This window comes from Mesonia maritima (genome assembly GCF_042433895.1).
Taxonomy (GTDB): domain Bacteria; phylum Bacteroidota; class Bacteroidia; order Flavobacteriales; family Flavobacteriaceae; genus Mesonia; species Mesonia maritima.
This window is the reverse complement of the sequence record NZ_JBHLUA010000006.1, coordinates 56,665-82,768: the sequence shown is the minus strand read 5'-3', so window position 1 is coordinate 82,768 and position 26,104 is coordinate 56,665. Positions and strand designations below refer to the sequence as shown.

The window sequence follows — 26,104 nt, the reverse complement described above, 5'->3', positions numbered from 1 at the left end:
AGATGAATTCGATAATTTCAGTAATTATTACCTTTAAGAGTTAAAACCCAAATTATATGCTTACATCCATAAATCCATATACAGGAGAAAAAATTGAAAAGTTTAAAGAACTCTCCAAATCAAAAATCAATAAAAAATTAAAAACAGCCGATAAAACCTTTAAAAATTGGAAAGAAACCACTTTTGAAAAACGAGCGGAATTAATGCAGAAATTGGCTGAAGAATTAAAGAAAAATAAAGAAGAATACGCCAAATCGATTAGTCTTGAAATGGGAAAACCCATTACACAAGCGATTGCCGAAATAGAAAAATGCGCTTGGGTTTGTGAATATTACGCTGAAAATGCTGAAAAACAATTACAACCTGAAAAAATTAAAACCGATGCCACAGAATCTTACGTAAATTTTGAACCATTAGGTGTAGTTTTAGCCGTTATGCCGTGGAATTATCCTTATTGGCAAGTTTTTAGATTTTTGGCTCCCGCATTAATGGCAGGAAATGTGGGCGTTTTAAAACACGCTAGTAACGTAATGCGTTGCGCGGAAAATATAGAAAAAGCTGTTTTAAATGCAGGTTTTCCCGAAGGATGTTTTCAAAATTTAATTATCGGCAGTAAAAAAGTTGAGTTTGTTTTGCGTGACGAGCGTGTAAAAGCAGTCACACTAACCGGAAGTAAACCTGCTGGTGGAGCAGTGGCTTCTGTTGCTGGAGAAATTATAAAAAAATCGGTTTTAGAATTAGGCGGAAGCAATGCCTTAGTTGTTTTTGAAGATGCAAATATTACTGAAACAGTTAAAACTTGTGTTCAAGCGCGATTTCAAAATACAGGGCAAAGTTGTATCGCTGGTAAACGTTTACTAATTCACGAACGTATTTACAATAAATTCATTGAAGAATTCATTACGCAAGTGCGCGAATTAAAAAGTGGAGATCCGTTAGATGAAGAAACTTATATCGGTGTAATGGCGCGCGAAGATTTAGCGAAAGATTTAGAAGAACAACTTATTGATTCTAAAGAAGAAGGCGCAAAAGTTGTGTTAGGAGGAAAGCGAAGAAAAGCTTATTTTGAACCTACGGTAGTTATAAACGTGACCAAAAAAATGCGAATTTTTGAAGAAGAAACATTCGGTCCGTTAATTTCGGTAACTTCTTTTAATAATGATATGCAAGCTATCGATTTAGTAAACCGTTCTAAATTTGGTTTAGGAGTTTCCATTTTTACTGAAGATATAGAACGCGCAAACGCATTAATTCCCCAGTTTGAAGATGGTGCTGTTTTTGTAAATGAATTGGTTAAAAGTGACCCGCGGTTACCTTTTGGCGGTACCAAAGAATCAGGTTACGGAAGAGAGCTTTCTTCGCACGGAATAAAAGAATTTGTAAATAGAAAGACGGTTTATATAAATAAATATTAATTTCTAACTGATTTTGAACGATTTAAAAAATATTCAAAATTTTTAAAGAACTTTGGGTTGTAATATTCCGAAGTATTAATATATTTGCACCGCTTTTAAGCTTTAGGTCGCATAGCTCAGCTGGATAGAGCACCTGCCTTCTAAGCAGGCGGTCCCAGGTTCGAATCCTGGTGCGATCACTTAAGAAAATAAAAGCCTTCAAATTCATTGATTTTGAAGGCTTTTTGATTTGATCTAATCAGATAAAAATCGCTCATTTTTTTCTTACCAAACGGTGGCCCAAATACATACTGGGAAAAATCCCAAGAATAGAAACCATCCAAAATAGGGTTGGATGCTTTGTGCTATACCATAACCAAATAATAATTAGGGTAATAAAGTCACTTACCCAAATAATATTCTGTGTTTTCTTACTTATAAAAGTGATGACCAACCCGCCTATAAAACAACTAAATAGATTAGCGCTTAATTTTAAAAGAAGTAAATACCACTCGTGAATGTTCAGACTGGTTTTGCCAAATAATTCAGTGGATTCCGGATATATCTGACTTTCCAGCAATGCGAAGGTGATGGAAAGAAAGACAATTGTAAAAAATCCACTGGCTATGGCCAAACTAGTTTTCCATTTTATATTTTTCATTATTAGTTACGATTTACACTATAAATATTGATTTTTTCATCTTTTCCGGTAAGGGCTATATTGCTGAAGCACTTGAATTGGAATATTTTTTTGTCGTTGATTTTTTCATAGAAATTTTCAGAAATCAAAAGAGCAGTATCGTACGTTTTGCAAAGGGATTGTATTCTGGCAGCGGTATTTAGAACATCGCCGTGATATACGATTTCCGTTTTTAGTTCCCCCACGGTCGACATTACGATCCTGCCTTCATTGATGGATGCTCTAAAAAAAGGAGTAGTATGGTATTTTTGCCAGAAATCCTCTTTCTTTTCCTGTAATCTTTGCTGAAAAGAAAAAAATAAATCTAAACATAGCTCCCTATTCGTATGCTTATTGATTTTCCAGGTGATCACAGCTTCATCTCCCACATACTGATATATGCTGGCTTTGTTTTTAAGTAGTAAGGGCGTAAGCTCTCTAAAGCAGTCCTGTAACAAAGAACTATAAGCAATATGGCCTATTCTTTCCGCTATGGTAGTGGAAGAAGCTAAATCTAAAAACATAAAAATCCTGTTTTCTTCCCGGGGTCTATAGTATTTCCCCCTTATAAGGTTGAAAAAGTAACCTGGGCCTAAATTTTTTCGCATTAATAGAAAAAAATCAGTTAGAAAATTGATAATTACAGCGTATAGAAATAAGCTTTTTAAAATGCTATTTGGGTTGGAATAGCTTAAATGAAAATCATCAAGTCCGTTATACAATAAGCTGATAAGAATTTCAGCGGTTTTAAAACAGACTAAAAAAGATACGCTTCTCGCAATGATGTTTTTGGTAAAAGAAGGGGTCTGGATAATTCTAGGATAAACATATAAATGTATAATGCTTAAAAGCGATCCCAACAAAAGGCCGTATGCCAAGGCAACACTATAGATATTCTTATTAAAAAATACTTGTTTATCGTACCATTCGGTTAAAAAAGCATCATTAACATCTCCAAATTTTAAATAAACAAAAAGAAGAAGCGCCAACACCCAACTACATACAATGATAGCAATTTCGGTTACTTTATAATTGTTGATATACATCGTTGTACCAGATTATCCTATTCGTTTTGTTTTTTTCTTTAAGACGAGTGGGCATTCCCTTAATTTTTTGAGGTGACCAAATTATTGATGGCCTCTGCATTATGGTTTTTCCCTTTAAATTTTAGAGCCAGCTTATCGAAAGCGGCATAAACTACCGGTACCACAATCAGGGTGAGCAGCAGTGAACTGATAAGTCCGCCAATAATTACCCAGGCCAATCCGTTGTTCAATTCAGCACCGGCACCACTGGCCAGCGCAATAGGAATCATCCCAATCACCATTGCGATGGTCGTCATTAAAATAGGGCGTAAGCGGGCGTGATTGGCATTCACCAGGGCCGTAAAAGTATCTTGCCCTTCTGCCTTCTGATGATTGGCGAAATCGACTAGAAGAATGGCATTTTTTGCCACTAATCCAATAAGCATAATAATTCCCAAAATGGTAAATATGTTCAGCGCATTATTAGTAAGTGCCAAGGCCCAAAGTGCGCCAATAAAGGAAAGCGGAATGGAAAATAGCACTACCAATGGGTAGAGGTAACTGTCATATAAAACCACCAGAATAAGATAGACCAGAATAATAGCGGCTAATAAAGCGACGAGTAAAGTTCCGAAGCTATCCGACTGGTTTTCCATATCGCCACCCCAGATATAACTTACGCCATTGTCTCGCGGAATCTTGACAAAAGCTTCTTCCCATTCGGCTGCAATATCGCCGGAAGGTCTTCCTGCCGCTTGTGCAGAAATAGTTACAGCGGCACTTTTGTCCCGACGTTCTAGAAAACTAGGTCCGGTACCTTCAGTAATAGTCGAAAATTGGGAGAGTTGTACCCGTTTGCCTTCAGCATTCACAAAAGAAATATCTCGTACATCCTGAATAGACAACCGATGCCCTGCATTGTATTTAATGTTGATGTCATACTCATAAGCTCCCGCCCGAAATTTCCCGTCGGTGTTGCCGTTAAAAGCGGTTTGCATAGCCATTCCCACATCCTGCAAGGCAATACCTAAAGCCGCCATTTTATCCCGGTTTATGGAAACCTGTACTTCAGGATTCCCTTTTTCTGCGCTGCTTTTTATTTGGGTAGCTCCCGGAACTTTTGCCAAAGAATCCAGCGCTTTTTTAGAAAATTCTAAAGCATCTGCATAATTGGGAGCAGTAATGGTCAAGGATATCGGGGCGTCGTCAGCACCTCCTACAATACTTACCGTAGCGGTTTTAATTTTCACCCCAACCAGGGCTTTTTGTAATTCCCGTTTCACTTGGGCGGCAAATACGGTGGTTTTATCTTTCCGCTCAGCTTTATCGACTAAGGCTACCGTAATTTCAGATTTAAAAGGAGTTTCCTGAGTGCCGACAGTCCCGTCACTACTTTGCCCCACAGTAGTGACTAAGCGGTTTACTTCAGGATGTTGACTCAGTATTTTTTCCGCTTTTTGAGTAGCCAGATTCGTGGTTTCCAAAGAAGCATCTTTGTTAAGTTCCAATTGTACCACAAACTGTCCGCGATCTACCGGAGGAAGAAATTCACCACCAATAAAGCCTGTTACCAAAAGCGAACACGAACCTATAAATAATACCATCACAATCAGGGTGGTTTTTCCTTTGTGAACCAGCGACCATTTTAATAAACCACTTACCAAATGGGTGAATCTATCCAGTCCTTTTTCAAAACCTAAAATGATTCTTTCAAAGAAATTTTTTCCGGTGATTTTTCCTAGTTTGCCGAAGCGGGAAGAAAGCCAGGGAACAATGGTGAAGGAAGAAAGTAAGGAGAATAAGGTCGCCAGGATAACAGTAACACAAAATTGCGCAATTAAATCGGAAACCAATCCGGTACTCATCGCGATGGGGAGAAATACCACCACAATTACCAGGGTAATTGCTGAAACGGTAAACCCGATTTCTATCATCCCGTCATAAGCGGCCTGCACCCGGTTTTTCCCCATTTCCATATGGCGGTAAATGTTTTCTAATACTACAATGGCATCATCTACCAGAATACCCACCACCAGCGAAAGGCCTAATAAACTCATCAGGTTTAGCGTATATCCCAAGAGGTACATCCCGATAAACGTGGCGATAAGCGAGGCGGGAATAGAAACCATTACAATAAAAGCGTTACGTATGGTATGTAGGAAAAACAGCATTACCACGGCGACCAATACCACCGCTAAAATCAAATCGTGCATTACCGCATCAGAGGCTTGCAAGGTAAATTCACTGCTGTCATCTACAACGGGTAATTTCACCTGATTGCCGGCATACTGCGCCTCCATTTGGTGTAAACTGCGGTGAATGGCTTCACTCACTTCTACAGCATTGGCATCAGACTGTTTCATCACCTGCATTATAATGGCATCTTTGCCATTAACACGGGCAATTTTATTGACCTCTTTTTGGGTATCCCTTACTTCAGCGATGTCGCGTACCCGTACCTGAATTCCATCGGTGGAACTCACCACCAAATTGCGTAGCTCCTCCACATTTTCATACTTACCCGATAAACGGATGAGCACCCGGTTGTGCCGAGTCTTTAAATTTCCGGTAGGATAATCAATATTAGAAGCCAAAATGGTACTGACCACCTGGGGCAAGGTCAGATTGAAACCTTTTACTTTTTCAGGATCAATATTCACCTGTATTTCCCTTTCAGAACCTCCAATCACAGTGACCTGGCCTACGCCTTTGGTACTGGAAAGTACCGGTTTTATCTTTTTATCCAGTAAATCGTAGAATTCGGTTTCTTCCATATTGGCAGTAGCACCAATGGTGATAATGGGCAAATCGCTAAGCGAAAATTTACTAAGTGAAGGCGGATCTACATCTTCCGGTAAGTCTTTTTCAATCGCATTGATTTTACGCTGCGCATCATTCAAAGATTCATTCTCATCGGCATCCGAAGTCAGGGTTAAACTTACGGTGGAAAGCCCTTCGAAAGATTTCGATTCTATTTTTTTGACATTTTCTACCGAAGAAATAGCATCTTCTATTTTCTTCGTTACTGAATTTTCCACTTCGCTGGAAGAAGCTCCGGGATATGGAGTGGAAATAGTAATTAAATTGAGGCTGAATTTTGGTAACAATTCATAGCCCAACCTACTGTAGCTATAAAATCCGCCTAAAATAAGAATGGTAAAAAGAACCACTACAATTGTAGGACGTTTGATAGGTATTGCTGCTAGTTTCATATCTTTTTTTATTGAATAATTTGTATAGCAGATTGATTTTCTAAATTGATCTGTCCGCTAGTCACAACCACGTCTCCAACTTGTAAGCCATCAAGAATTTCTACCTGATTATTAAGGTTTCTACCTGTTCGTACTTTTTGCAGGTGGACTTGGTTGTTTTTTACCACAAAAACATCACTTTCGCCCAAACCTTCAGTAAAGGCATTGCGGGAAATAACGCTGATCGGTTGTATTTCTTCAGAAGAGAAATTAAAAATGGCCGTGGCGTACATTCCGGCTTTTAAAGAATGATTTTGGCTGTTTTGTAAGGTAATTTCTATCGGAAAATTAAGGGAACCATCTGCTTTTGCGGCTACAAAAGAAACGTTGCCGGTAAATGTGGTATCAGGATAAACGTTTAATTGAATCTGCGCTTGCTGCCCTGACTGAATATTAGAAACCTGTAGTTCCGGGACGCTTACCTGAAGTTTTAAAGTAGTGATATCTACAATTTCAAAAAGGGACGTACCTGTATTTACAACAGCTCCCGTTTCTACGAATTTTTTATTGATCACACCGTTTATCGAAGCCTTAATGCGGGTATCCTCAATATCCAGATTGGCATTTTCCAAGCTGGATTTAGCGTTATCCAACTGCAATTGCATTTGTTCTAATTGCTCCTGGGTTACTCCGCCTGTCTTGTACGCCCGTTGGTAACGTTCGTAATTTTCTAAGGCATTTTGGTAGTTGGCATTGGCATTTTGATAGGATACCTTGGCCTGATCTTTTTTGAGATAGGCCAGGGTTTGTCCTTTGTGTACCTGGTCGCCCTCTTTGACCATAATTTCTAAAATAGTGCCTGTAGTTTCAGGGGTGACGATGAGTTCCTGTTCCGGTTTAAAAGTTCCGTTACTCCTGTAGCTGAGTTGCGGGGTAATGCGTTTTACCGTATCTACCTTAACGCTAATAGCGTCGTTCTTTTGAGTAATCAAAGCGGTTTCCTGCTGGTTTTGCTCTTTGTTGGAAAGAAGGAGGTATATCGCCCCACCAAGGACTATGGCACCAATGATTATGCTGTATATTATTTTTTTCATTTTCTGCTTATTTTAGGAGGGTTTGTAATTCACCTTTTGATTTTAAATAGTCTAGTTGTGCCAGTCGATAATCGAGTACCGCCTTGTTATAATTATTTTGTGCTTCGATCAGGGAAGTTTCGGCATCCAGTACATCGGTCAACGGAGCGAGCCCGTTCGTGTAGTTGTTCTGAATATCTTCTACAACTTCTTTTGCCAACACGACATTTTGCTGCTGATTTTTAATCGTAATTTCACTAGTTCTGATTTGATTTTTCGCGTTTTCAAAATCGGCCTGAAGTGATTGTTTTTTATCTTCTATGTCCAGTTGAAGGGTTTCTACATCTAATTGTGCCTGTCTTATTTTAGCGCGTGTTTTCAATCCTGAAAAAATAGGGATGTGCAGGTTAAGGGTGATACTGGAATAATCCGTCCAGTACACCTGCTGGGTTTCATCCTTTCCAATGGGGAAGGTATCGCCTAACCCCTGATAATGATACTGAGCGCTAAGACTAAGGGTAGGATATATGGCTGCCTTGCTTTCCTGTAACGCATAGTTGCGTAACTCTTTCTCTGTCGTTAGCAATTGATAAGCGTTGAGTGAACTGAAGTCAAAAGCTTCTTTTTCATTTTGAGGTAAGCGGGGAGAGGACTCTTCCGTTAAAGTAATCATCATCTCCATAGGTAAACCGGTTAAAAACTTGAGGGTGTTTTTACTGATTTGAATGGAGTTCCGAAGTTCTTGTTGCTGCGCCTGAAGGTTAGCCACTTTTACCTGAATACGCTTGACATCTATTCCTTTAGCCAGTCCGTTTTCAAATTGACTTATAATGATTTGCTGAATCTTTACGGTATTTTGATAGGTAGTATCTACCGTAGTCAGATTGGCTTGTAAAATGAGGGTGTGGTAATATTGTGAAGCTACTTTTTCGATTACATTTTCTTCGGTAAGTTGCTGATTGATCTGGTAAAACTCCCGGCTGGATTTTGCCGCTTTCAATCCGATAAAAACCGATTGATCAAATAATTTCTGAGTTAAATTAATTCCACCATCGGCATTCCATTTTTGTCCTAAAGGAGCCATTACTACGCTGCCGGGTTCTCCCAGAATTTCACCGGGCAAAGCGGTTTCCTGAAGAATCGGATTATTAATCAGGTTACCATCTAAAGCTATGGTGGGCATTATTTCTGATCTTTTTTCCTGAATTTGATATTCACTTTTAGAAATAGCTAACTGCGCTTTTTTGGCTTCTGCTTTGTGGCTGAGCGCATAATTCAGCGCGTCTTTTAAGGATAACTCTTTTGATTCCTGAGCATTGGCTATCAGAAAAGTATGCATCAGTACCCCGAAGAGCAGGTGAAGTTTTTTATGTATTTTAATTCTTTTCATAGTTTAATCCGACTGTTCGGTATGTTTAAGTTTAAAAAAAAAAATAGAGATGTGATTAATTAGTACTAAATTGTTAAAACCGACCATTCGGTATGTATTGTATTAAATTTTTTTAAGTTTTTATACTCTCATAGAGACTTTCCCAAACCGTTTTCACTTCCTTAAAAAGTTCATCAGAACTACTTAACATTACCATATGCATAGCAATCCCGTCACTACTATATACAAACTGTTTAGCTAAATTTTCCGAAGAAATTATCGTTTTAATTTCTCCGTTAGCTTTTGCTTTTTCAATTACTTTTTCCCAGGCTTTTACTTCTTCTTTAATCCTGTTTTGTTGTTGTTCTCTAACTTCCGGCAATAGTCTGAGGGCATCAAACAATATGTAATATATATTATTAGGGAAATCCCCCTCAAAAGTTTCCTGGTACCAGCTACGGATCATTTTGTCCCGTTTTTGGTGAATATCTAAATTAGCCTGATAAAAAGACTTTAACGAATCGGAGGGGAGCGTTTCATAATCCAAATGAAGCATTTGTTTAAAATAAACGTCTATCACTTCTTTAAAAACCTCTTCTTTACTGCTGAAATAATGATAAAAAGCTCCTTTTGAAAAGCCGGAACTCTTTACAATTTCTTTCATCGTTACTTCTTTAAAACCTTTTTGTAAAAAAAGAAGCAGGGAGGTTTTTAATATCTGTCCTTTAGAGTCTTTCATGAAACCGAACGTTTGGTATGCAAATGTAGAAATATTTTTTTTACTGCCAATGGAAAGGTGAAATTTATTTCTTTATCAATACAACTTGTCGCTATAATTGTAGGGAAGCCCAAGAACATGTTGTTATAGACAATAACTACTTTTTTATGTGTAACGATAATTTGAGAATAAAAAAGGGGTTATAGCGAGAGATATATACTGAAAAGGCTCTGTTTCTCAAAGGGACAATAAGGGGGCATTACCCAAAATTACTTGTTTGAGTATTGGTAAATAAGAGATTTACTTTTTTAAGCGGCCAATACATGGGCTAAAAGCTTTACATCTTCTATTAATTGGTTCGAGCTTTGTAACATATTTATCATGTAAATAAAAACTTTTTGTAGCAACGTTTCTTTTACAACTTTTTACCTAAAGATTTGAGTTTTTTACCGAAAGATAACTTTAGTCTAACGATTTTAATAAGTCAATAGTATTTCCTCTTATAATTTCGCATATTAAGATTAATAATATATTTTTTTTTAAAAATCTATTAGTTTAAAATTTACGTATGTTATTAAATAATTTTACTTAATAATCCTAGATTATTCTATTATCAGCAATTATGATAGATGAATCCTGTTAAAATAATATTAATTTGGATATTTTGAAGTATTCGTAAGTTAATTTTGTAAACTTTTTAAATCACTATATTTTATATGGAAAATACACCAACCCGTTTTAAAGTAGTTTCTTATGAAGAGGCTAAACCCGAGGTAAAAGCAATTTATGATGATACTATGAAAAGTATGCAAATTCCGTTTGTGTTAAACTGGTTTAAGTGTCAAGGAAGTAATCCTGTTTTATTAAAAGGAAATTGGGAAAAATTGAAAGCAACACTATTATTAGGAGATGTTCCTAACGTTCTCAAACAATTAATTATATTTAATGTTTCTAAAGAACGAAATTGCAATTACTGCGAGCAAGCACACGGTATTTTCGCGAATAGTATGACCGATATGATTGATGAAAATATCAATTTTAAAATTACTGAAAATTTAGATTCGCCTTTAATTCCAGATAGCTATAAAAAAGCGATTCAAATCGTTACCAAAGCTGCTTTAAATCATTCAGAAATAAATGATCAAGATTTTGAAGAACTCAAAAATGCTGGTTTTAATGCTGATGAAGTTCAAGAATTAATGGCACAAGCAGATTTGGTAAATATGTTAAACACCATCGCAGATTTATCGGGAATAAAGATTGATAATGAATTAATGGAAGCGCAAGCCTAATTCTTGAATTTCAATCAATCTAAATATCGCATTACTTATGAAGCTTTTTCAAAATACTCGAGCAAATTAAGTAAAGCAACGACTTTAGAAGAAGCGCTTGAGGTTACTTATAAAAACCTCAAATATTTTTTCAATTACCACTACGTGCGAATTAATTATATTTCTGAAGTTTCTCCGCTTTGTTTTTTATTTTCCGTTCCAGAATTCAGGTATTTATCGAAAGAAATTGAAGTATTTGAATTTGAAAAAGATTTATTAGAAAGAAAAGTTCCGGTTGTAAAGCAACTCTCTAACGCAGAAGCGCAAAAATACATTCAGTTAGAAACTAATGCTTTAACTAATCCTGAAATGTATGCGTCATGTTTTGACTATAATTCCGTAAATATTTGTGTAAGTATAATTTCTGATGAAAACCGAAAATTCGGGATGGACGATGTTGAAATTTTACGCATTTTAATAGATGCTTTTTTCAATAAAATAAAACAAATTCGACTTCAAAATAGGCTAGAGGAGAAGAACAAAAATTTAGAAATTGCGTTAACCGAAATCGATCATAAAAATCGAGAAATTGAATCTATTGTAAACACACAAAAAGCAATTATAAAAGTAAGAACAAAACACGTTGTGGAACGAAATGAGCGCTTAATTGATATTCTGCAATCCATTTCTCATAATCTGCAGGAACCTTTAAGCAGAATATTAGGTTTGTTAAATTTAGCTGAAAATTCTACCCAAGATGAATTTAAAATGAGTATTTTACCTTATCTTAATGAAACCGCTTTAGAATTAGACGATATTTTTAAAAATCTAATAAAGAAAAGCAGCGAAGATATTAATTTACTTTCTGAAAAAAATGACCAATAATTTACCTGAAGATCCTGTTATTTTTTTAGTAGACGATCAAAAAATAACAAATTTTATCAATAAAAAATTAATCGAGAAAAGTAAGATTAAAGTAAAAATAATGGATTTTATTAATCCTATAAATGCTTTAAAAGATTTTTCAAAATTTGAGCCCAGTCATATTTTACTAGATTTAAATATGCCTCAATTAGATGGTTGGCAATTTTTAGAGGAAATGAAGAAAAATGAATTTTACTCTAAAGTTATTATTGTTACTTCAAGCGATAGTCCTATTGACAGAGAACGCGCCAAAGAATACGATTTAGTAATCGATTATAAAACAAAACCCCTTTCTGAAGAGGTTATGAGAAGTATATTTGAATAGAATTTTACGTTACTAAACAAAAAAATCCCTGAGAAAACTCAGGGATTTTTTATTGAAAATTGTTGAGATTTAGAATTTAAAACCAACGCTAAACATTAAACGATACCCTTCATCACTGTGATAAAGTCCTAAATTTCCGGTTAACGCTTGAAAGCCGTTCACCCAAACAGAACCTCCGTAATTATTATGCCATTTTTCTGAATTATCATTTTCAACCCAAACGCGACCATAATCAAACCCAGCGGTTACTCCAAGTCTTAAAGGCACGTAATTGGTTTTAAATTGTGTAATTCCAACTCGTAAATCTGTGCTTTGATAAAAAGAAGTTTTACCGTTAAAACGTTCATTTCTAAATCCTCTTAAGCTATTATTTCCCCCTAAAGTTGCAGCGTGATAAAATTCATAATTATCGCCAATAAGTGTTTTTCCTGAAAGTTTGGTAGCCAAAACTACAATTCCACTTTCGTGAAGCGGATAATCTACAGAAATCGTGGGTTGCACGTAAGCGAATTCATTGTTATTATCATCGATATTTGTTTTATATCCTGTAATTAAACCGAATTCCATTCCTCTTCTTATATAAGCAAGTTTGTTAGATTTATTAGAATAATTAAAGCCAACTTCCCCACCGGCATAATATTGATCAGTGAATAAATCGTCATCTTCAGAAAAAAACTGATCGGTTGTTTCGCCTTCGGTAAATTCAGCTTCAAAAGTTTCTACCATTGGTTTTACGTAAAAATTATAACCTTGTTCGTGACGCCAGATTAGAGATGGAGCAATTCGTGCTTGTTTTAAACCTACACGATTGTAGTCTTTATCTACAGCATCTTCATTATAAGTGGTTTGGTTTCCACTTCCGAAGTAGTTAATTGCATAGGTAGGAGAGGTAAACATAGCTTCTATCCCAAAATTCCAATTATAAAAAATATGAGCGAATTCTCCATTATAAGCAAAAGAAAAACCATTGGTAGCAGAGTAATATTTTGCTTCTAAACTTTGTTGCGTAGTAAACGGATTTCTAGCTAAACCATAGGTGGTATAAATATCTTTTACACCTATTTGAAAACCAGCATCGGGATCGAAAGCGATACTTGGTAAGAGTAAATTATAATTATATTTTTTCTTTGCAGGATCGTATCTATTAATTTCGTAAGAATCGGTTAACCATTTTTTGGTACCTTCTTGTTTAAAGGTGTTCTTCTTACTTTTATAATCGTAGACTTTTGCATTTTTTGAATTTTGAAAATCGTATACATCGTTATTTTCTCCTCCTAAGATTTTCAGTTTAATATATTTATCTGCTTCGCCAGTAATGGTGAATTTATCATCATCATCTAAACCGTAAATCCATATTTCTTTGGTTTCGTCTTTATTATATGAATTGTCAAAAACGATTTCTCCATCTTCATCTTTAATTTGAATAGTGGTTACACCATTATCTTTACGTTCAATTATAAATTCATCTTCATTTTCGGTTCCGATTACGGTTTCAAATTTTTTGAAGTATTTATAATAACGCATGGCTATATCAACTAAATTATCACGTCTGGCTTTTAAATCCTTTTTAATTTGCTCTATACTTTCATCTTGAACATCATCTAAAAGTGTAGCAAAAGCTTCATCAATATTTTCATCGGTAAGTTGTTGTTGAATATATTCTGCTTGATTTTTCCATACAGACAAATCTGCTTCTTCAATAAAAATTTTATCTAATTCATATCCATCTTTATTAAGCCATTTTACACTTTTTACATCAGGTCCGTAATTTTCCATATTTCTAAAAAGTGGAGAAGCTAATTTTAAAAGATGTATTGCAACTCCGTCATATTTTGGAAAGGCTTGATCACGATCTCTCGGGATAGCTTTGTATAATTTAGTTCCGTCTTCCTGGTCAAATTCTGCCCAACGCCACTGGTCTGAATGTCTATCCCAATCACCAATAAGCATATCCATTAATCTAGCACGAATAAAAACTTCTTCATCAATCTTAACGTCCTTTTTCGATTCTCTAACTTCCAATTTCATATCAGATGTACTTAAAATATCATCTGGAGAACCAAATATTTCAAACTCTTTATTTTCATCACCTATGTGTTTTTCAACCATATAAAGTTTATCGCCATAATCTTCATTATAAATATGAAGATTTTTTTGTTTTGGAACATAATAGATATCGGTTTTGGTATGATAAATATCTACATCATCTAGCAATTCTTGAACTGCAAATTGCGCGTAAGGATGAGCGGTAGTATAAAAATCCTGAACAACACTTTCTGCAACCGTATTTTCCATATAATCTTGAACGTAATGCGTATTTATGGAAGACTGAATAAAACGCAATGCACTTTTTCTAAGTTCACGTAAGGTATAAGCGTGATCTTCGTCATCAACAATTCTGAGTGAGCGCGATTGGTTTCCGCCTCCTTCACGCGTTGCCTTTGGATTTCCCGGTAATTCATCTGCCCAAAATACGGGCGCTTCAATTTTTCTACTATAAATTTGTCTGTAATGATCTCCCCAAAACCATTTATGCAAGCCACTTTTATCGGTTTCTTCTTCAGTATAAATAGAAGCTTTATAGGTATCGCCAAATTCATCTTTGGTATGATAATTTACTTCGTCTTTAGCAATTCGGTCACGTTTAATATCTTCTGTTCCTATTAAATTTGCTTTTCCGTTATTAACTTCATAAAATTCAACTGTAGAAGTTTGATCTTTATAAACAATTAGTTTAGCAAAACCTTGTGTGGATTTTCCAAAACGTGATTCATCTTGTTTTCTTAATTTATCGGTTTTTTTGGTAGAAGCACCACTAATAATTTGTGGTAACGCATCATCTACCATTAATTGGAGGTTATGATCGCTTGCTGATACAAAAATCACATCTTCAAAAGAACGGGCGATTGTTTCCATTCTTCCACGTAATTGTTTGCGTTTTGAACCATAGTAAGAAGATGAAGTAAAACCACCAAGATTTTCAAAAAAGCCGAGTTTGGTAGAAGTCATAATCGGGTGATGTACCGCCACAATAACTAATTTACCTTGAACATCTTTAATATCATCTTTAAACTGAAGAAAAAATTGTTCACGTGTTTTTTCTTCACATTTATTATTAATGTATGGATGATCGTCCCAATCTTCAAGAAACCATTGAGAGTCTACCATTAAGAGTTCTATTTCATCATAACTCTCATTTTTTAGTGAACAACCATCATTTGGCCAAAATTCCGCGTTGCTGTTATCTTGTAGAAAAGACTCTAAATCATCAATATTTTCGTGTCCCAGTTTATTCCATTCATTAGGTCCTGGATTAAAAATAATTTCACCATTAAAATCTTTTACAGGATCTAGTAAATTTTTTTTAAGAAAACCTTTTACTTCTTCACGGTTTTTTTCTTCATCTTCAGGTGGAAATCCTCCCGGTTGTAGAATATTTCCCATTAATAATAAAGTAGCGTTTTTATCGTATTGCGACAATTCATTAACGGCTTTAAATAATTCTTTAGATTCTTCCGGATTTTCACTGGTATTTCCAGATAAATAAAATGTCTTGGATATTTCTTTCGACTTTTCTTGAGCGGAAAGTGTGATAGAAAAAATTAAGAAAAAGGTAAATAAAATAGCTTTTGAAAAGCCAACACATAAGTGTCTTGATTTTAAGTAGCAAACAACCATATAAAATTCTAGTTAGTAGTTAGAAAAGTAAAAATCTAAAAAATAGATGAGATAAATACTTTATTTAACGCACTATAACATTTGAAAACTTAATTCTGAAATGAAATGTTAAAACGGAAATTTAGATAAAATAAAATCAAATAATTTACGTATTCTATATCGTTAGATTGCCAGCTAAAAAAATATTCATGCGAAAAAGCTTTACTGTATTTGTATCTCTTGTGTTTTTATTTCATTTATCGTGTAAAGAGAATACGGGTAAAAATGAAAATATACCACTTACGAAACCTAAAGCGATAGAAGAAATTTCTACTGAAAATATAGATAGTTTACAATATTACCTCGGTAAAGCTATCCAAAAAGGAAACTTTAAAAAAGCGTATCAATATCAACTAAAAAAACACGAAGTTCTTAATGATAGTATTTCTGAAATTCAACAAAAAAAATTACTGGATTCCTTAAAGTTGTTTGCTGTTAAGAGTAATGAAATTGAACACATTGCAGAAAGTCATTACAAATTAGGGTTATACTTTAAAAAACAATTTGTATTCGATAGTAGTTATTACCATTTCAATACCGCTAAAAATCACTATTTAAAAATTAAAGACAGCCTTTCGGTAGCGAAATCACTCATTAAAATGGGAATGATCCAGAGCGCAAAAGGTGATTATTTAGGTTGTGAACAATCGGTGGTAGAAGGAATTTCTTATTTAAATGAAAATGTAAAAGATATTTATAAAATTTCTGCTTATAACGTACTGGGATATTCTTCTTACGATCAACGAAATTACGAAAATGCTATTTATTGGTACAAGAAAGGAATTGCCATTAAACCAGACGCAAACTATATTCCGGCTTTAAAAACCAATATGGCGTTGGCTTACCGAAATTTAGGAAATTATAAAAAAGCAATCGAAATTTATGATGATTTATTTTCCGAAGAAAAACTATTAGAAAACCCCAAAAGTAAAGCCCGACTTTATGATAATTCTGGGTTAACTTATTTTAAAATCGGAGAAGAAGACAAAGCCTTATCCCTTTTAAAGAAAGGGCTTTCGATTAGGGAAGAAATTAATGACGTTGGTGGTTTAGTAAGCAGTTATCTTAATTTAGCACGGTTTTATAAAAATAAAAATCGTCCGTTAGCAAAAGAATATGCAGAAAAAGGTTTACAAATATCTTTAAATCCTGACGATGATTTGCAAGCCTTAGAAATTTTAGCCGATCTCTCGAACGATAAAACAGAATATTTAGAGCAATATATTCATATAAAAGATAGCATTTTTGAAGCTCGAAAAAACGCGACCGATCAATTTGCCAAAATAAGATATGAATCTAAAACAAATCGAGAAACAATCCTTAATTTACAAGCTGAAAAAGCACGGCAAGAACTAATGTTAGCAAGTGAAGAGAACAGAAAAATCATCTTTTTTCTTTCCTCTATTTTTATAATTATTGTAGGTTTAATTTTATTCTTCGTTTATCGAAATCAACATCACAAAAAACAAAAAATTGCGGTGCTAAATACGCAGAGTGAAATTTCTAAACGAATTCACGATGAAGTCGCCAACGATGTTTACCAACTAATGAACGCAGTGGAATACAATAAGACCATTTCTACAAAAGATATAATTGACCGATTGGAATATATTTATATGAGAACGCGAGCTATATCACGCGAAGTTAATTCAGAAGAAATAACTGAAAATTATACTGAAAATTTAAAAAGCCTACTCGAAAGTTTTCAATCAGAAAAAATCAACTTGTTCATTCAAAATTTAACTCCACAATTGTGGGATGGCATTTCTGATGCACTAAAGTTAAATTGTTATAGAATTCTGCAAGAGCTGTTGGTGAATATGAAAAAGCACAGTAATGCAGATTTGGTGGTCATTTCCTTTCAAAAACAAACCAACTTTTTAGAAATTAAATATAGAGATAATGGGAAAGGACTTGATAAACAACCACTTCAAAAAAATGGTTTTGAGAATGTGGAAAACCGTATTGAAATGAACAACGGAAAACTTATTTTTGAGCCTACGCACGCGACAGGCGTAGAAATTATCATTCAATTTCCTTTGTAAAACGTATGAGCAAAATCAAAAAAGTACTCGTTGCTGAAGATATCTCAATTATAAATGCGGGAGTAGAACAAGCGCTTCAGGAGCAAGAAATCGATAATATTTCTTTTGTCCAGTATTGTGACGACGCGTACCTTCATTTAAAAAAAGCTGTTCAAGAAGAAAATGCTTTTGATTTATTAATAACCGATCTTTCCTTTAGTGAAGATTACCGAAAAGGAAATTTGAATGAAGGTGTCGATTTAATTAAGAAAATTAGAGAAGAAAAAATACCGATTAAAATTCTGGTTTTTTCAATTGAAAATAGACGGGAGTTCGTAAAAAATATAATTGAAACCGAATCGGTAGAAGCCTTTGTTTCAAAAGGAAGAAATGATAAAAAAGATTTAATAGAAGCTATACAAGCTCTAAAACAAAATAAAAAGTATATTTCTCCACAATTAAAAACGAGATTACAGCAAAAGAACGCTATCGAAATCGATAATTATGATGTTAATTTACTAACTTATCTTGCCGATGGAAAAAATCAAGCTGAAATCTCAAAATGTTTTAAAGCAGAAAATATTTCTCCTTCCAGTATAAGTGCAATAGAAAAGAGAATTAATACACTTAAAATTTATTTTAGAGCAAAAAATTCTGTCAATCTTATTGCAAAAGCTAAAGATATTGGCATAATTTAATTTTCAAAGTTGAGGAAAACCGTAAGGATAGTAATATTAGCTTCTATATATTTGAATTCAAGTAATCATTAAAAATGCATTACTTCATTTTAGTAAATGAGAATGGCTTACACGAATATGTTTTACTTTCTTCATTCTTTTTCGCTGGTAAATCATACATACAAACACAGAATTTGGGGTATTGTGTAGGGTAAACGTGAAGCCATTCTTTTTTCTTCCAATTTTTTGTCAAAATTTAACGAGAATCTTTACATTTTAACTTATTTTAAACACACCTAAATCTTTGTAAACCGTAAGGAAACAATAAATTTGGAGCTTATCTTGACATCCCCAATAAGTGCATAAAAAAGAAAATAAAAACAAAAAGAAAACCTCGAAACGAAAAAAGATTTTAAAAATCTTTGCATGGTTTATTTTTATTCTTCTCCTACTTTTTTTAGTGGTAGTGCTTTTTTTTCGTAGTCCGTGGGGACAAGATATTATCGTAAATAAAGTTACCAATTACGTTTCTAATAAAACCCATACTAAGGTTGAAATAGAAAAATTATACATTACTTTTTCAGGTGACATTAGTTTAGAAGGTTTATACTTAGAAGACAAAAAAGGCGATACGCTAGTTTATTCTAAAAGTTTAGAAGCCGATATTCCTATTTGGCCCATTATTAAAGGCAATGCAATAGGGATAGATGGCGTAGATTGGAACGGTCTAAAAGCGAATATTTATCGAAAAGATTCCGTTAGTGGATTCAATTATCAATTTTTAGTTGATGCGTTTGCTTCAGATTCTACCGCTACAAAAAAACAAACTAGTCAAAAGCCAATGCAACTTAGCGTTGGATCGGTAAATTTCGAAAATTTCGATTTAAGTTATAATGATGAAGTTACCGGTTTAAAAGCCGATGCTAAATTAGGAAAATTAGCTTTAGAAGGAGAAGAAGTCGATTTAGAAAAAATGAAATTTCACGTTGCTGAATTATCCTTAGAGAATACCGATATTAATTATGCGCAAACCAAACCCATTCCGCCCAGCGATTCTTCCGAAGTAGCGATGCCAATTTTAAAAGTTGATCGGTTAATTCTGAAAAAAGTTTATGCCAATTACCAATCAATTCCACAGAAAACTTACGCTTCGGTCGATTTGCGAGAATTTTTGGTAGAAAATGCAGATGCTAATTTACCTACGCAAAGCATTAGTGTAGATAACTTGGTGCTCAATAATTCCGATGTAGTTTTTCAAACCGAACAAGAGCCTAGAAATACTGAAACTTCATCGCAGCAAACTTCACAAGCATTTTCGTGGCCGGAATGGAAGGTGAAACTGAATTCAATTTCGTTAGAAAACAATTCCATTTGCGTTCAACAGAATGGGAATTTACCGCAAGAAGGCAATTTTAATCCGCAAGCGATCGATTTGGCAGATTTCAATTTTAAAGCCAATAACCTTTTCCTCGGAAAAAATAAAAAGGCAATCGCGACCATTGAAGAATTATCGTTTCAAGAAGCAAGCGGTTTTAACCTGAAAAAATTAGCCTTTTCAGCAGAATTAAATAACGAATCATTTCAGTTGAATGATTTATCGATAGCAACAGGAAACAGTAATTTAAGCGGAAATTTTTCAGCAAATTATACTTCTATTGAAAATTTTATTGAAAATCCTGAAAAAACTTCTTTTGCTGCGGAATTACAAAATTTTAATATCGCGCCAAGCGATGCTTATCTTTTTTCACCGGAACTCAAAAAAAATCCGCAATTTCAGCAACTCGCAAAAAACGATTTTCAAGGTTCAATTATAGCTGAAGGAACTTTATCGTCAGCTTCTATTAAAAAATTACAACTAAATTGGGGAAATCAAACCCGAATTTCAACTAGCGGAACAATCGCCAATTTAACCGAACCCGATAATGTGCGGTTAAATTTACCAAACTTCAACATTAAAACGGTTCGAAAAGATGTGTTGCGTTTTGTTTCTGAAAAAGACTTAGGAATTTCAGTTCCCGAAAACATTCAGCTTAACGGCTCGGTTTCTGGAACGATGAATGATTTTAAAACAAATACCACCTTAAAAATTACTGAAGGAGAAATTAAGGTGAACGGAAATTTCACCAATCAAGGAAAATTAGCGTTTGATTCTACGTTAGAAGCAATTGAACTAGATTTAGGAAAATTACTTGAAAATCCCAATATCGGGAAAATTTCGCTCACGCTACAAACTTCTGGAAGTGGCGAAAATATTAATACGTTAGATGCAGAACTTTCTTCAAAATTTTCAAAATTAGAATATAGCGGGTACGATTTTTCAGCTTTAGAATTAGATGGAAAAATCACCAACGGAAGCGGAAATGTAAAAATGGCTTTTAAAGATGATAACTTAAATTTTAAATTCGATTCGCAAGTAGAATTAGATTCTGTCGCGCCAAAATTTGTAGTGGATTTAGATTTAATCGGCGCTAATCTTTACGCGCTTGGAATTACTAAAAAAGACATTCGCACCAAAGTAAATTTGAACGCCACATTTAAAGGAAATGCAGAAAGATTTGATTTGCAAAGTACGTTTACCGATGGCGTTGCGGTTTATGATAATAAGCCTTATTATTTAGGTGATTTTGCCGTAAATTCTTCAGTAAGAAAAGACAGTACTTCTTTAGATATTTCGAGCAGTTTTTTAAAATCGAGTTTAAATTCCAATGCAAATCCTACTCAAATCGGGAAAGCTTTGCAACGCCATATGAAACATTATTTTACCGATTCTATGGCAAAAGTAGATACGTTACAAAAACCGGTAAATTTAAAAATGGATCTTCGTTTTTACGAAACACCAATTATTTCTGAAGTTTTTGCTGAAGGTTTACAGGAAATGGATACGCTTACTGCGCAAGTAGATTTTAGTGAGCAGAAGCAAGAATTAAAAGCGAATATTCGTTTACCACATTTAAATTTTCAAGGAAATACGGTAGATAGTTTAGCAATAAATATAGATTCTGATAGTAAAAGTGCGGTTTTCGATGTCGGTTTTGCCAATGTAAAAGCCGGTCCGCTACAAATTGCGAAAACTACTATCGACGGGAATTTTCAAGATGAAAAACTCGCCCTAAATTTTAGCGCTTTCGATAAAACAACCGAATTATATCATATTCAATCTGAAATAGATACCAGAGAAAATAAATTAGCGGTTCATATAAATCCTGAAAAATTGATTTTGAATAAAAATTCGTGGTCAATTCCGGCTTCAAATGCTATGGTAATTCAGGATGAAACAATTGCGTTTACCGATTTTACCGTCAGTAGAAACGGACAAGAATTAACCTTGAGCGATCAACTTGGGCAAGAAAAAGAACATTGGGGCGTTGAGTTGAAAAATTTCAAGTTAGCAACCTTAATGAGTTATTTTAATCCCGATGAATATTTGGCTTCCGGCGAAATGAACGGGAATTTTATTATTGTAGATCCGTTTACGAATTGGGGAATGATCGCTGATTTGGGCGTGAATGATTTTAAAATCACGCAAATTCCACTCGGTAAATTAAGTATTAATGCAAAATCGAAAGGAAGTGAAAAATACGATTTCGATTTAGGCTTAAAAGGAAGTGAAGTCGATCTAGATTTAACCGGCGATTATGCAGTTTCCCAAAACGGACCGAAACTGAACTTAGATTTAGCGATTAATGAAATTCAGTTAACCACGATTGAAAAATTTTTAAGCAAAGAACTTAAAAATTCTGAAGGTAGTTTATCAGGTAAAATTGCTGTAAGCGGAACTACCACCGAACCCGATTATAAAGGATATTTCCAATTCAATAATGCCGCATTTAACGTAAGTCGTTTAAATACGAAATTCACCTTAGCAGACGAACGAATTAATATTGATAACGACGGAATTTATTTCAACACTTTTTCTATCGCCGATGTCGATGGTAACAAATTCACGCTTACCGGCGATGTGTTAACTGAAGATTTAACCAATCCGAAATTTAAATTAGACGTTACTGCGAAAGATTTTCAAGCTTTAAATTCAACTAAAGAAGATAACGAATTATATTACGGAAAAGCCATTTTCGACCTCGATGCAAAACTTCGAGGCGATTTAAATTTCCCGAAACTCGATGTAGATTTAACGGTAAACGAAAAAACCGATCTTACCTACGTAATTCCCGAAACGCAATTAAGTATTCAAAAACGGGACGGCGTGGTAATTTTTGTGAATAAAGAAAACCCTGATAATATCTTAACCGAAAATACCGATGAAGAGGCTTCAGCAATTATTACCGGAATTGAGCTAAATGCCAATTTAAAAGTTGAACCAAACGCTACGTTCAATATTGTAATTAATGAACGTACAGGCGACAATTTACAATTTACAGGAGAAGGCGATTTAAAATTTAATATCGCGAGAAACGGAAGAACCACCTTAACTGGTCGTTATGATGTAAGCGATGGTCATTACGAAATGAATCTTTACAATTTGGTTAAACGAAAATTTGAGATTGACAAATCGAGTAGTGTAACTTGGCAAGGCGACCCGATGAATGCAGATTTAGATATTAAAGCCATTTATCGTGTAGAAACTTCAGCTTCTTCATTAATGTCATCACAAACTGCGGGTGAAAGTTTAGCGGTAAGAAATCGCTATAAACAGAAACTTCCCTTTTTAGTGTATTTAAATGTCGATGGTGAATTAATGCAACCGCGTTTAACGTTCAGTATCGATATGCCTGAAGATTCACAAGGTGCGATTGGCGGTTCGGTTTACGGAAAAGTTTCACAGTTAAATCAGCAAGAAGATCAGCTTAACAAACAGGTTTTTTCATTGTTGGTATTGAATCGGTTTTATCCTGAATCCGGTAGTGATGGAAGTCAAGGTGGTGCGGCAAATATTGCACGAGAAAATATTAATCAGGCGTTAACCGATCAATTAAATATGCTTTCTGATAAATTCACCGGAAATACCGGTGTGGAATTGAGTTTTGGCGTAAATAGCTATACCGATTATCAAGGAAATAGCGCGCAAGAACGAACCGATGTTGCTATAAATGCCCAGAAAAAATTATTAGACGATCGTTTAATTGTACAGGCTGGAAGTGATGTGAGCGTTCAAGGTGAAAATCGTCCAGGTGAAGCAAATCCTGTAATTGGAAATGTAAGTATTGAATATTTGTTAACGGAAAACGGAAGATGGCGCATAAGAGGATTCAGAAAAAGTGAATACGAAAATGTAATTGACGGACAGGTTTTTGTAAGCGGGATCGCATTAATTTTCACCCGAGAATTTAATAAATTCAAAGAATTATGGGATGGAAGTGTAAAAGAAGAAACTGAGAAAAATCAAGAATCTGAAGAAAAACCAGAAGAGGAAAATACTTCAGAAAACAATAAAAAAGCCACTTCAACTGAAGAAGAAAACGAAGAAAATTAATGAAAAAAACTTCATATAAATATTATTTTCTCGCGCTGTTTTTAATAGGAATTTTATATTCCTGTAGCGTAAAAAAATTCATTCCCGAAGATGAATTACTTTACAACGGCGGAAATATTAAATTAATTGATACGCTCGATATCAAAAATAAAAGTGGTTTACAAACCGAATTAAACGGATTGTTGGTTCCAAAACCCAATACTAAATTCTTAGGAATGCGACCCGGCTTATATTTTTATTATAAAGCACAACGCGAAAAACCGGGATTCATCAATAAATTTTTAAATAAAAAAATAGGAGAGGAGCCGGTTTATTTTTCAGATGTAGAAATTCCTTCTACCGAAGATTTAATTATTAATCGATTAGATAACAATGGGTTTTTTAATAGTCGCGTAACTTCAGAAGTAAAAAAAGATAGTTCGGCGCAAACTGCTAAAGTAAATTATCAAGTTTCATTAGCACAACCTTACAAACTTGAAACCTTTCAATTAGAGCGAGATACGTTAGATTCTTTAGCAATGTACGATGCAATTTCAGCCTCACTTTCAGAATCGATTATAGAAAAAGATATGCGTTTTAATCTTGATGCGATGAAAGCCGAACGCCAGCGAATTGATACGTATTTGAAAGATAAAGGGTATTACAACTTCAATTCAGATTTTTTACTTTTTGAAGCCGATACCAATCGTTACGACAACCGAAGATTTGATTTATTTTTACGGTTGAAGAAAAATGTTCCCGAAAAATCCTTAGTTCCTTATATAATTGATGAAGTAAATGTTTATCCTAATAAAACGGTTAAAGATGAAGTTATAAAAGATACCACGGTTGTTGATAGTATTAATTTTATTCAAAAAGAAGTTTTTTTTAAACCCAAACGTTTAGAGCCTTACTTATTAATTAAACCGGGAGATCGTTATAACCCAACACTTTCAAAATATACCAGTAGAAGATTATCTTCTATCGGAACTTATAAATTCGTAAATATTCAGTATAAAGAAAAAGATTCGGTAGCCGATGAAAATGGTTTTCGTCATCTTGATGCTGAAATTGAATTATCGCCACTTAACAAACGTTCAATTCGGTTAGAATTGCAAGGTGTTACAAAGTCTAATAATTTTACGGGTCCAGGTTTGGGCGTCACGTATGCAAATCGCAATTTATTTAAAGGCGGAGAATTATTACGAATTTCTGGAAATGTTGGTTACGAGCAACAATTTTTTGGTGGAAATCGGCTTGGCGCAAGCAGTTTGCAATTGGGATTAAATACTTCGCTCACGTTTCCACGACTTTTATTTCCAATTCCTATTGATACTGATGGGCGTTTTAAATATTCCATTCCGAAGACAAAAATAGATTTAGGGGTAGATTATTTAAATCGAAGTCAGTTATATAGTTTGAGTTCCGTTTCTACGTCGTTCGGTTATATTTGGGCGGCAAATCGTTATGTGACGCATCAATTAAATCCTATTAATGTCAATTATGTAAGCCTTTCGAATACAAGTGAAGAATTTGAACAAGTTTTAGATGAAAATCAATTCTTACGTAGAAGTTTCGATCAGCAATTTATCGCGGGTTTAACCTATTCTTTTACCTATAATGAATTGGTAGATGCGGATAGAATCGGAAGTTTTTATTTCAATTTCAATTTTGATATCGCTGGAAATACCATCGATCTTTTTGCGAAAGAAAATAACGATGGTGTAAAAACATTTCTAGGACTAGAATATGCGCAATACGCAAAAGCTGATGTCGATTTTAGGTATCATTACAAACTAGATGATTCCGGTCAGAAATTAGTAGGAAGATTATTTGGCGGCGTTGGTTTACCTTACGGAAATTCTGATGCGTTACCTTTTGTAAAGCAATATTTTGCTGGCGGCGCTTACAGTGTTCGTGCATTTCAAATTCGTTCACTCGGACCGGGAACCTACGATCCGGAAAGTAATGATAACAGTTCTTATTTTGATCAAGCTGGAGATATTCGCCTGGAAGGAAATCTAGAATATCGTTTTCCTATTGTGCAATATGTGAATGGAGCGGTTTTCGCTGATGCGGGAAATGTTTGGCTTATTCAGGAAAATGAAGCAATTCCCGGCGGAAAATTTTCTTCAAACTTTATTAATGAATTAGGCGTTGGAACCGGAATAGGTTTACGTATCGATATTCAAGGCTTTGTAATTCGTTTCGATTTAGCAGCACCATTAAAAAGACCAGCTTATAACTGGGAATTTGAATATGACCAACCGGTTTTTAACTTTGCTATCGGTTATCCGTTTTAAATTC

At 34.5% G+C, this 26,104-nt stretch carries 15 protein-coding genes and 1 tRNA gene; 9 read left to right on the top strand and 7 right to left on the bottom strand.

Translation table 11 applies throughout. The annotated features are described in order from the left end of the window. Positions 1–56: 56 nt before the first annotated feature. Together ACFFGL_RS04775 and ACFFGL_RS04770 are read left to right on the top strand one after the other, a co-directional pair. Entirely contained in the window at positions 57–1,415 is a 1,359-nt protein-coding gene (locus ACFFGL_RS04775; RefSeq protein WP_309727978.1) for an NAD-dependent succinate-semialdehyde dehydrogenase, read from the top strand. Between the two features lie 105 nt (positions 1,416–1,520). After that, positions 1,521–1,594, top strand: a tRNA-Arg gene (locus ACFFGL_RS04770). Positions 1,595–1,668: 74 nt separating this feature from the next. Here ACFFGL_RS04770 and ACFFGL_RS04765 read toward each other — a convergent pair. From ACFFGL_RS04765 to ACFFGL_RS04740, 6 genes are all read right to left on the bottom strand, one after another. Beyond that, a complete protein-coding gene (locus ACFFGL_RS04765) occupies positions 1,669–2,055 on the bottom strand; it encodes a hypothetical protein (protein WP_309727976.1) in 387 nt (128 codons plus the stop codon). A gap of 2 nt (positions 2,056–2,057) precedes the next feature. Continuing rightward, positions 2,058–3,119 (bottom strand): adenylate/guanylate cyclase domain-containing protein, encoded by a 1,062-nt coding sequence (locus ACFFGL_RS04760; protein WP_309727974.1) that lies wholly within the window; start codon positions 3,117–3,119, stop codon positions 2,058–2,060. Between the two features lie 59 nt (positions 3,120–3,178). After that, positions 3,179–6,310 (bottom strand): efflux RND transporter permease subunit, encoded by a 3,132-nt coding sequence (locus ACFFGL_RS04755; RefSeq protein ID WP_309727972.1) that lies wholly within the window; start codon positions 6,308–6,310, stop codon positions 3,179–3,181. A gap of 8 nt (positions 6,311–6,318) precedes the next feature. Next, positions 6,319–7,383 carry an efflux RND transporter periplasmic adaptor subunit gene (locus tag ACFFGL_RS04750; protein WP_309727970.1) on the bottom strand — a complete coding sequence of 355 codons (1,065 nt, stop codon included), beginning with the start codon at positions 7,381–7,383 and terminating at the stop codon, positions 6,319–6,321. Positions 7,384–7,390: 7 nt separating this feature from the next. Beyond that, entirely contained in the window at positions 7,391–8,701 is a 1,311-nt protein-coding gene (locus ACFFGL_RS04745; protein ID WP_309727968.1) for a TolC family protein, read from the bottom strand. Between the two features lie 163 nt (positions 8,702–8,864). Then, on the bottom strand, positions 8,865–9,470 hold the full coding sequence (locus tag ACFFGL_RS04740) for a TetR/AcrR family transcriptional regulator (protein WP_309727966.1): 606 nt from the start codon (positions 9,468–9,470) through the stop codon (positions 8,865–8,867). 695 nt (positions 9,471–10,165) lie between these two features. Between ACFFGL_RS04740 and ACFFGL_RS04735 the strand changes: the two genes are divergently transcribed. The 3 genes from ACFFGL_RS04735 to ACFFGL_RS04725 are packed head-to-tail and all read left to right on the top strand — an operon-like array spanning position 10,166 to position 11,969. Next, positions 10,166–10,741: a carboxymuconolactone decarboxylase family protein gene (locus ACFFGL_RS04735; RefSeq protein WP_309727964.1), complete on the top strand. Its 576-nt coding sequence runs from the start codon at positions 10,166–10,168 to the stop codon at positions 10,739–10,741. Positions 10,742–10,744: 3 nt separating this feature from the next. Continuing rightward, positions 10,745–11,605, top strand: coding sequence for a phytochrome family protein (locus ACFFGL_RS04730; RefSeq protein ID WP_309727962.1), 861 nt, complete (start codon positions 10,745–10,747; stop codon positions 11,603–11,605). Continuing rightward, positions 11,595–11,969, top strand: a complete 375-nt coding sequence (locus ACFFGL_RS04725; protein WP_309727961.1) for a response regulator — start codon at positions 11,595–11,597, stop codon at positions 11,967–11,969. The genes ACFFGL_RS04730 and ACFFGL_RS04725 overlap by 11 nt, the downstream gene beginning before the upstream one ends. A 69-nt stretch (positions 11,970–12,038) precedes the next feature. Here the strand turns inward: ACFFGL_RS04725 and ACFFGL_RS04720 are convergent, their stop codons facing one another. Further along, positions 12,039–15,647, bottom strand: a complete 3,609-nt coding sequence (locus ACFFGL_RS04720) for a ShlB/FhaC/HecB family hemolysin secretion/activation protein (RefSeq protein WP_309727959.1) — start codon at positions 15,645–15,647, stop codon at positions 12,039–12,041. A gap of 188 nt (positions 15,648–15,835) precedes the next feature. On the opposite strand from ACFFGL_RS04720, the gene ACFFGL_RS04715 reads away from it, so the two are divergent. The 4 genes from ACFFGL_RS04715 to tamL all read left to right on the top strand — a co-directional run bounded on the left by ACFFGL_RS04715 (position 15,836) and on the right by tamL (position 26,100). Next, complete coding sequence (locus ACFFGL_RS04715; protein ID WP_309727956.1) at positions 15,836–17,731, top strand: tetratricopeptide repeat-containing sensor histidine kinase; 1,896 nt, start codon at positions 15,836–15,838, stop codon at positions 17,729–17,731. A 5-nt stretch (positions 17,732–17,736) separates the two neighbouring features. Continuing rightward, entirely contained in the window at positions 17,737–18,408 is a 672-nt protein-coding gene (locus ACFFGL_RS04710) for a response regulator (protein ID WP_309727954.1), read from the top strand. 337 nt (positions 18,409–18,745) lie between these two features. After that, the gene (locus tag ACFFGL_RS04705) at positions 18,746–23,818 is read left to right on the top strand and encodes a translocation/assembly module TamB domain-containing protein (protein ID WP_309727952.1); all 5,073 of its coding nucleotides are present in this window, start codon (positions 18,746–18,748) and stop codon (positions 23,816–23,818) included. Next, positions 23,818–26,100: a translocation and assembly module lipoprotein TamL gene (gene tamL / locus ACFFGL_RS04700; RefSeq protein ID WP_309727950.1), complete on the top strand. Its 2,283-nt coding sequence runs from the start codon at positions 23,818–23,820 to the stop codon at positions 26,098–26,100. Before ACFFGL_RS04705 ends, tamL begins: the two co-directional genes overlap by 1 nt. Positions 26,101–26,104: the final 4 nt, after the last annotated feature.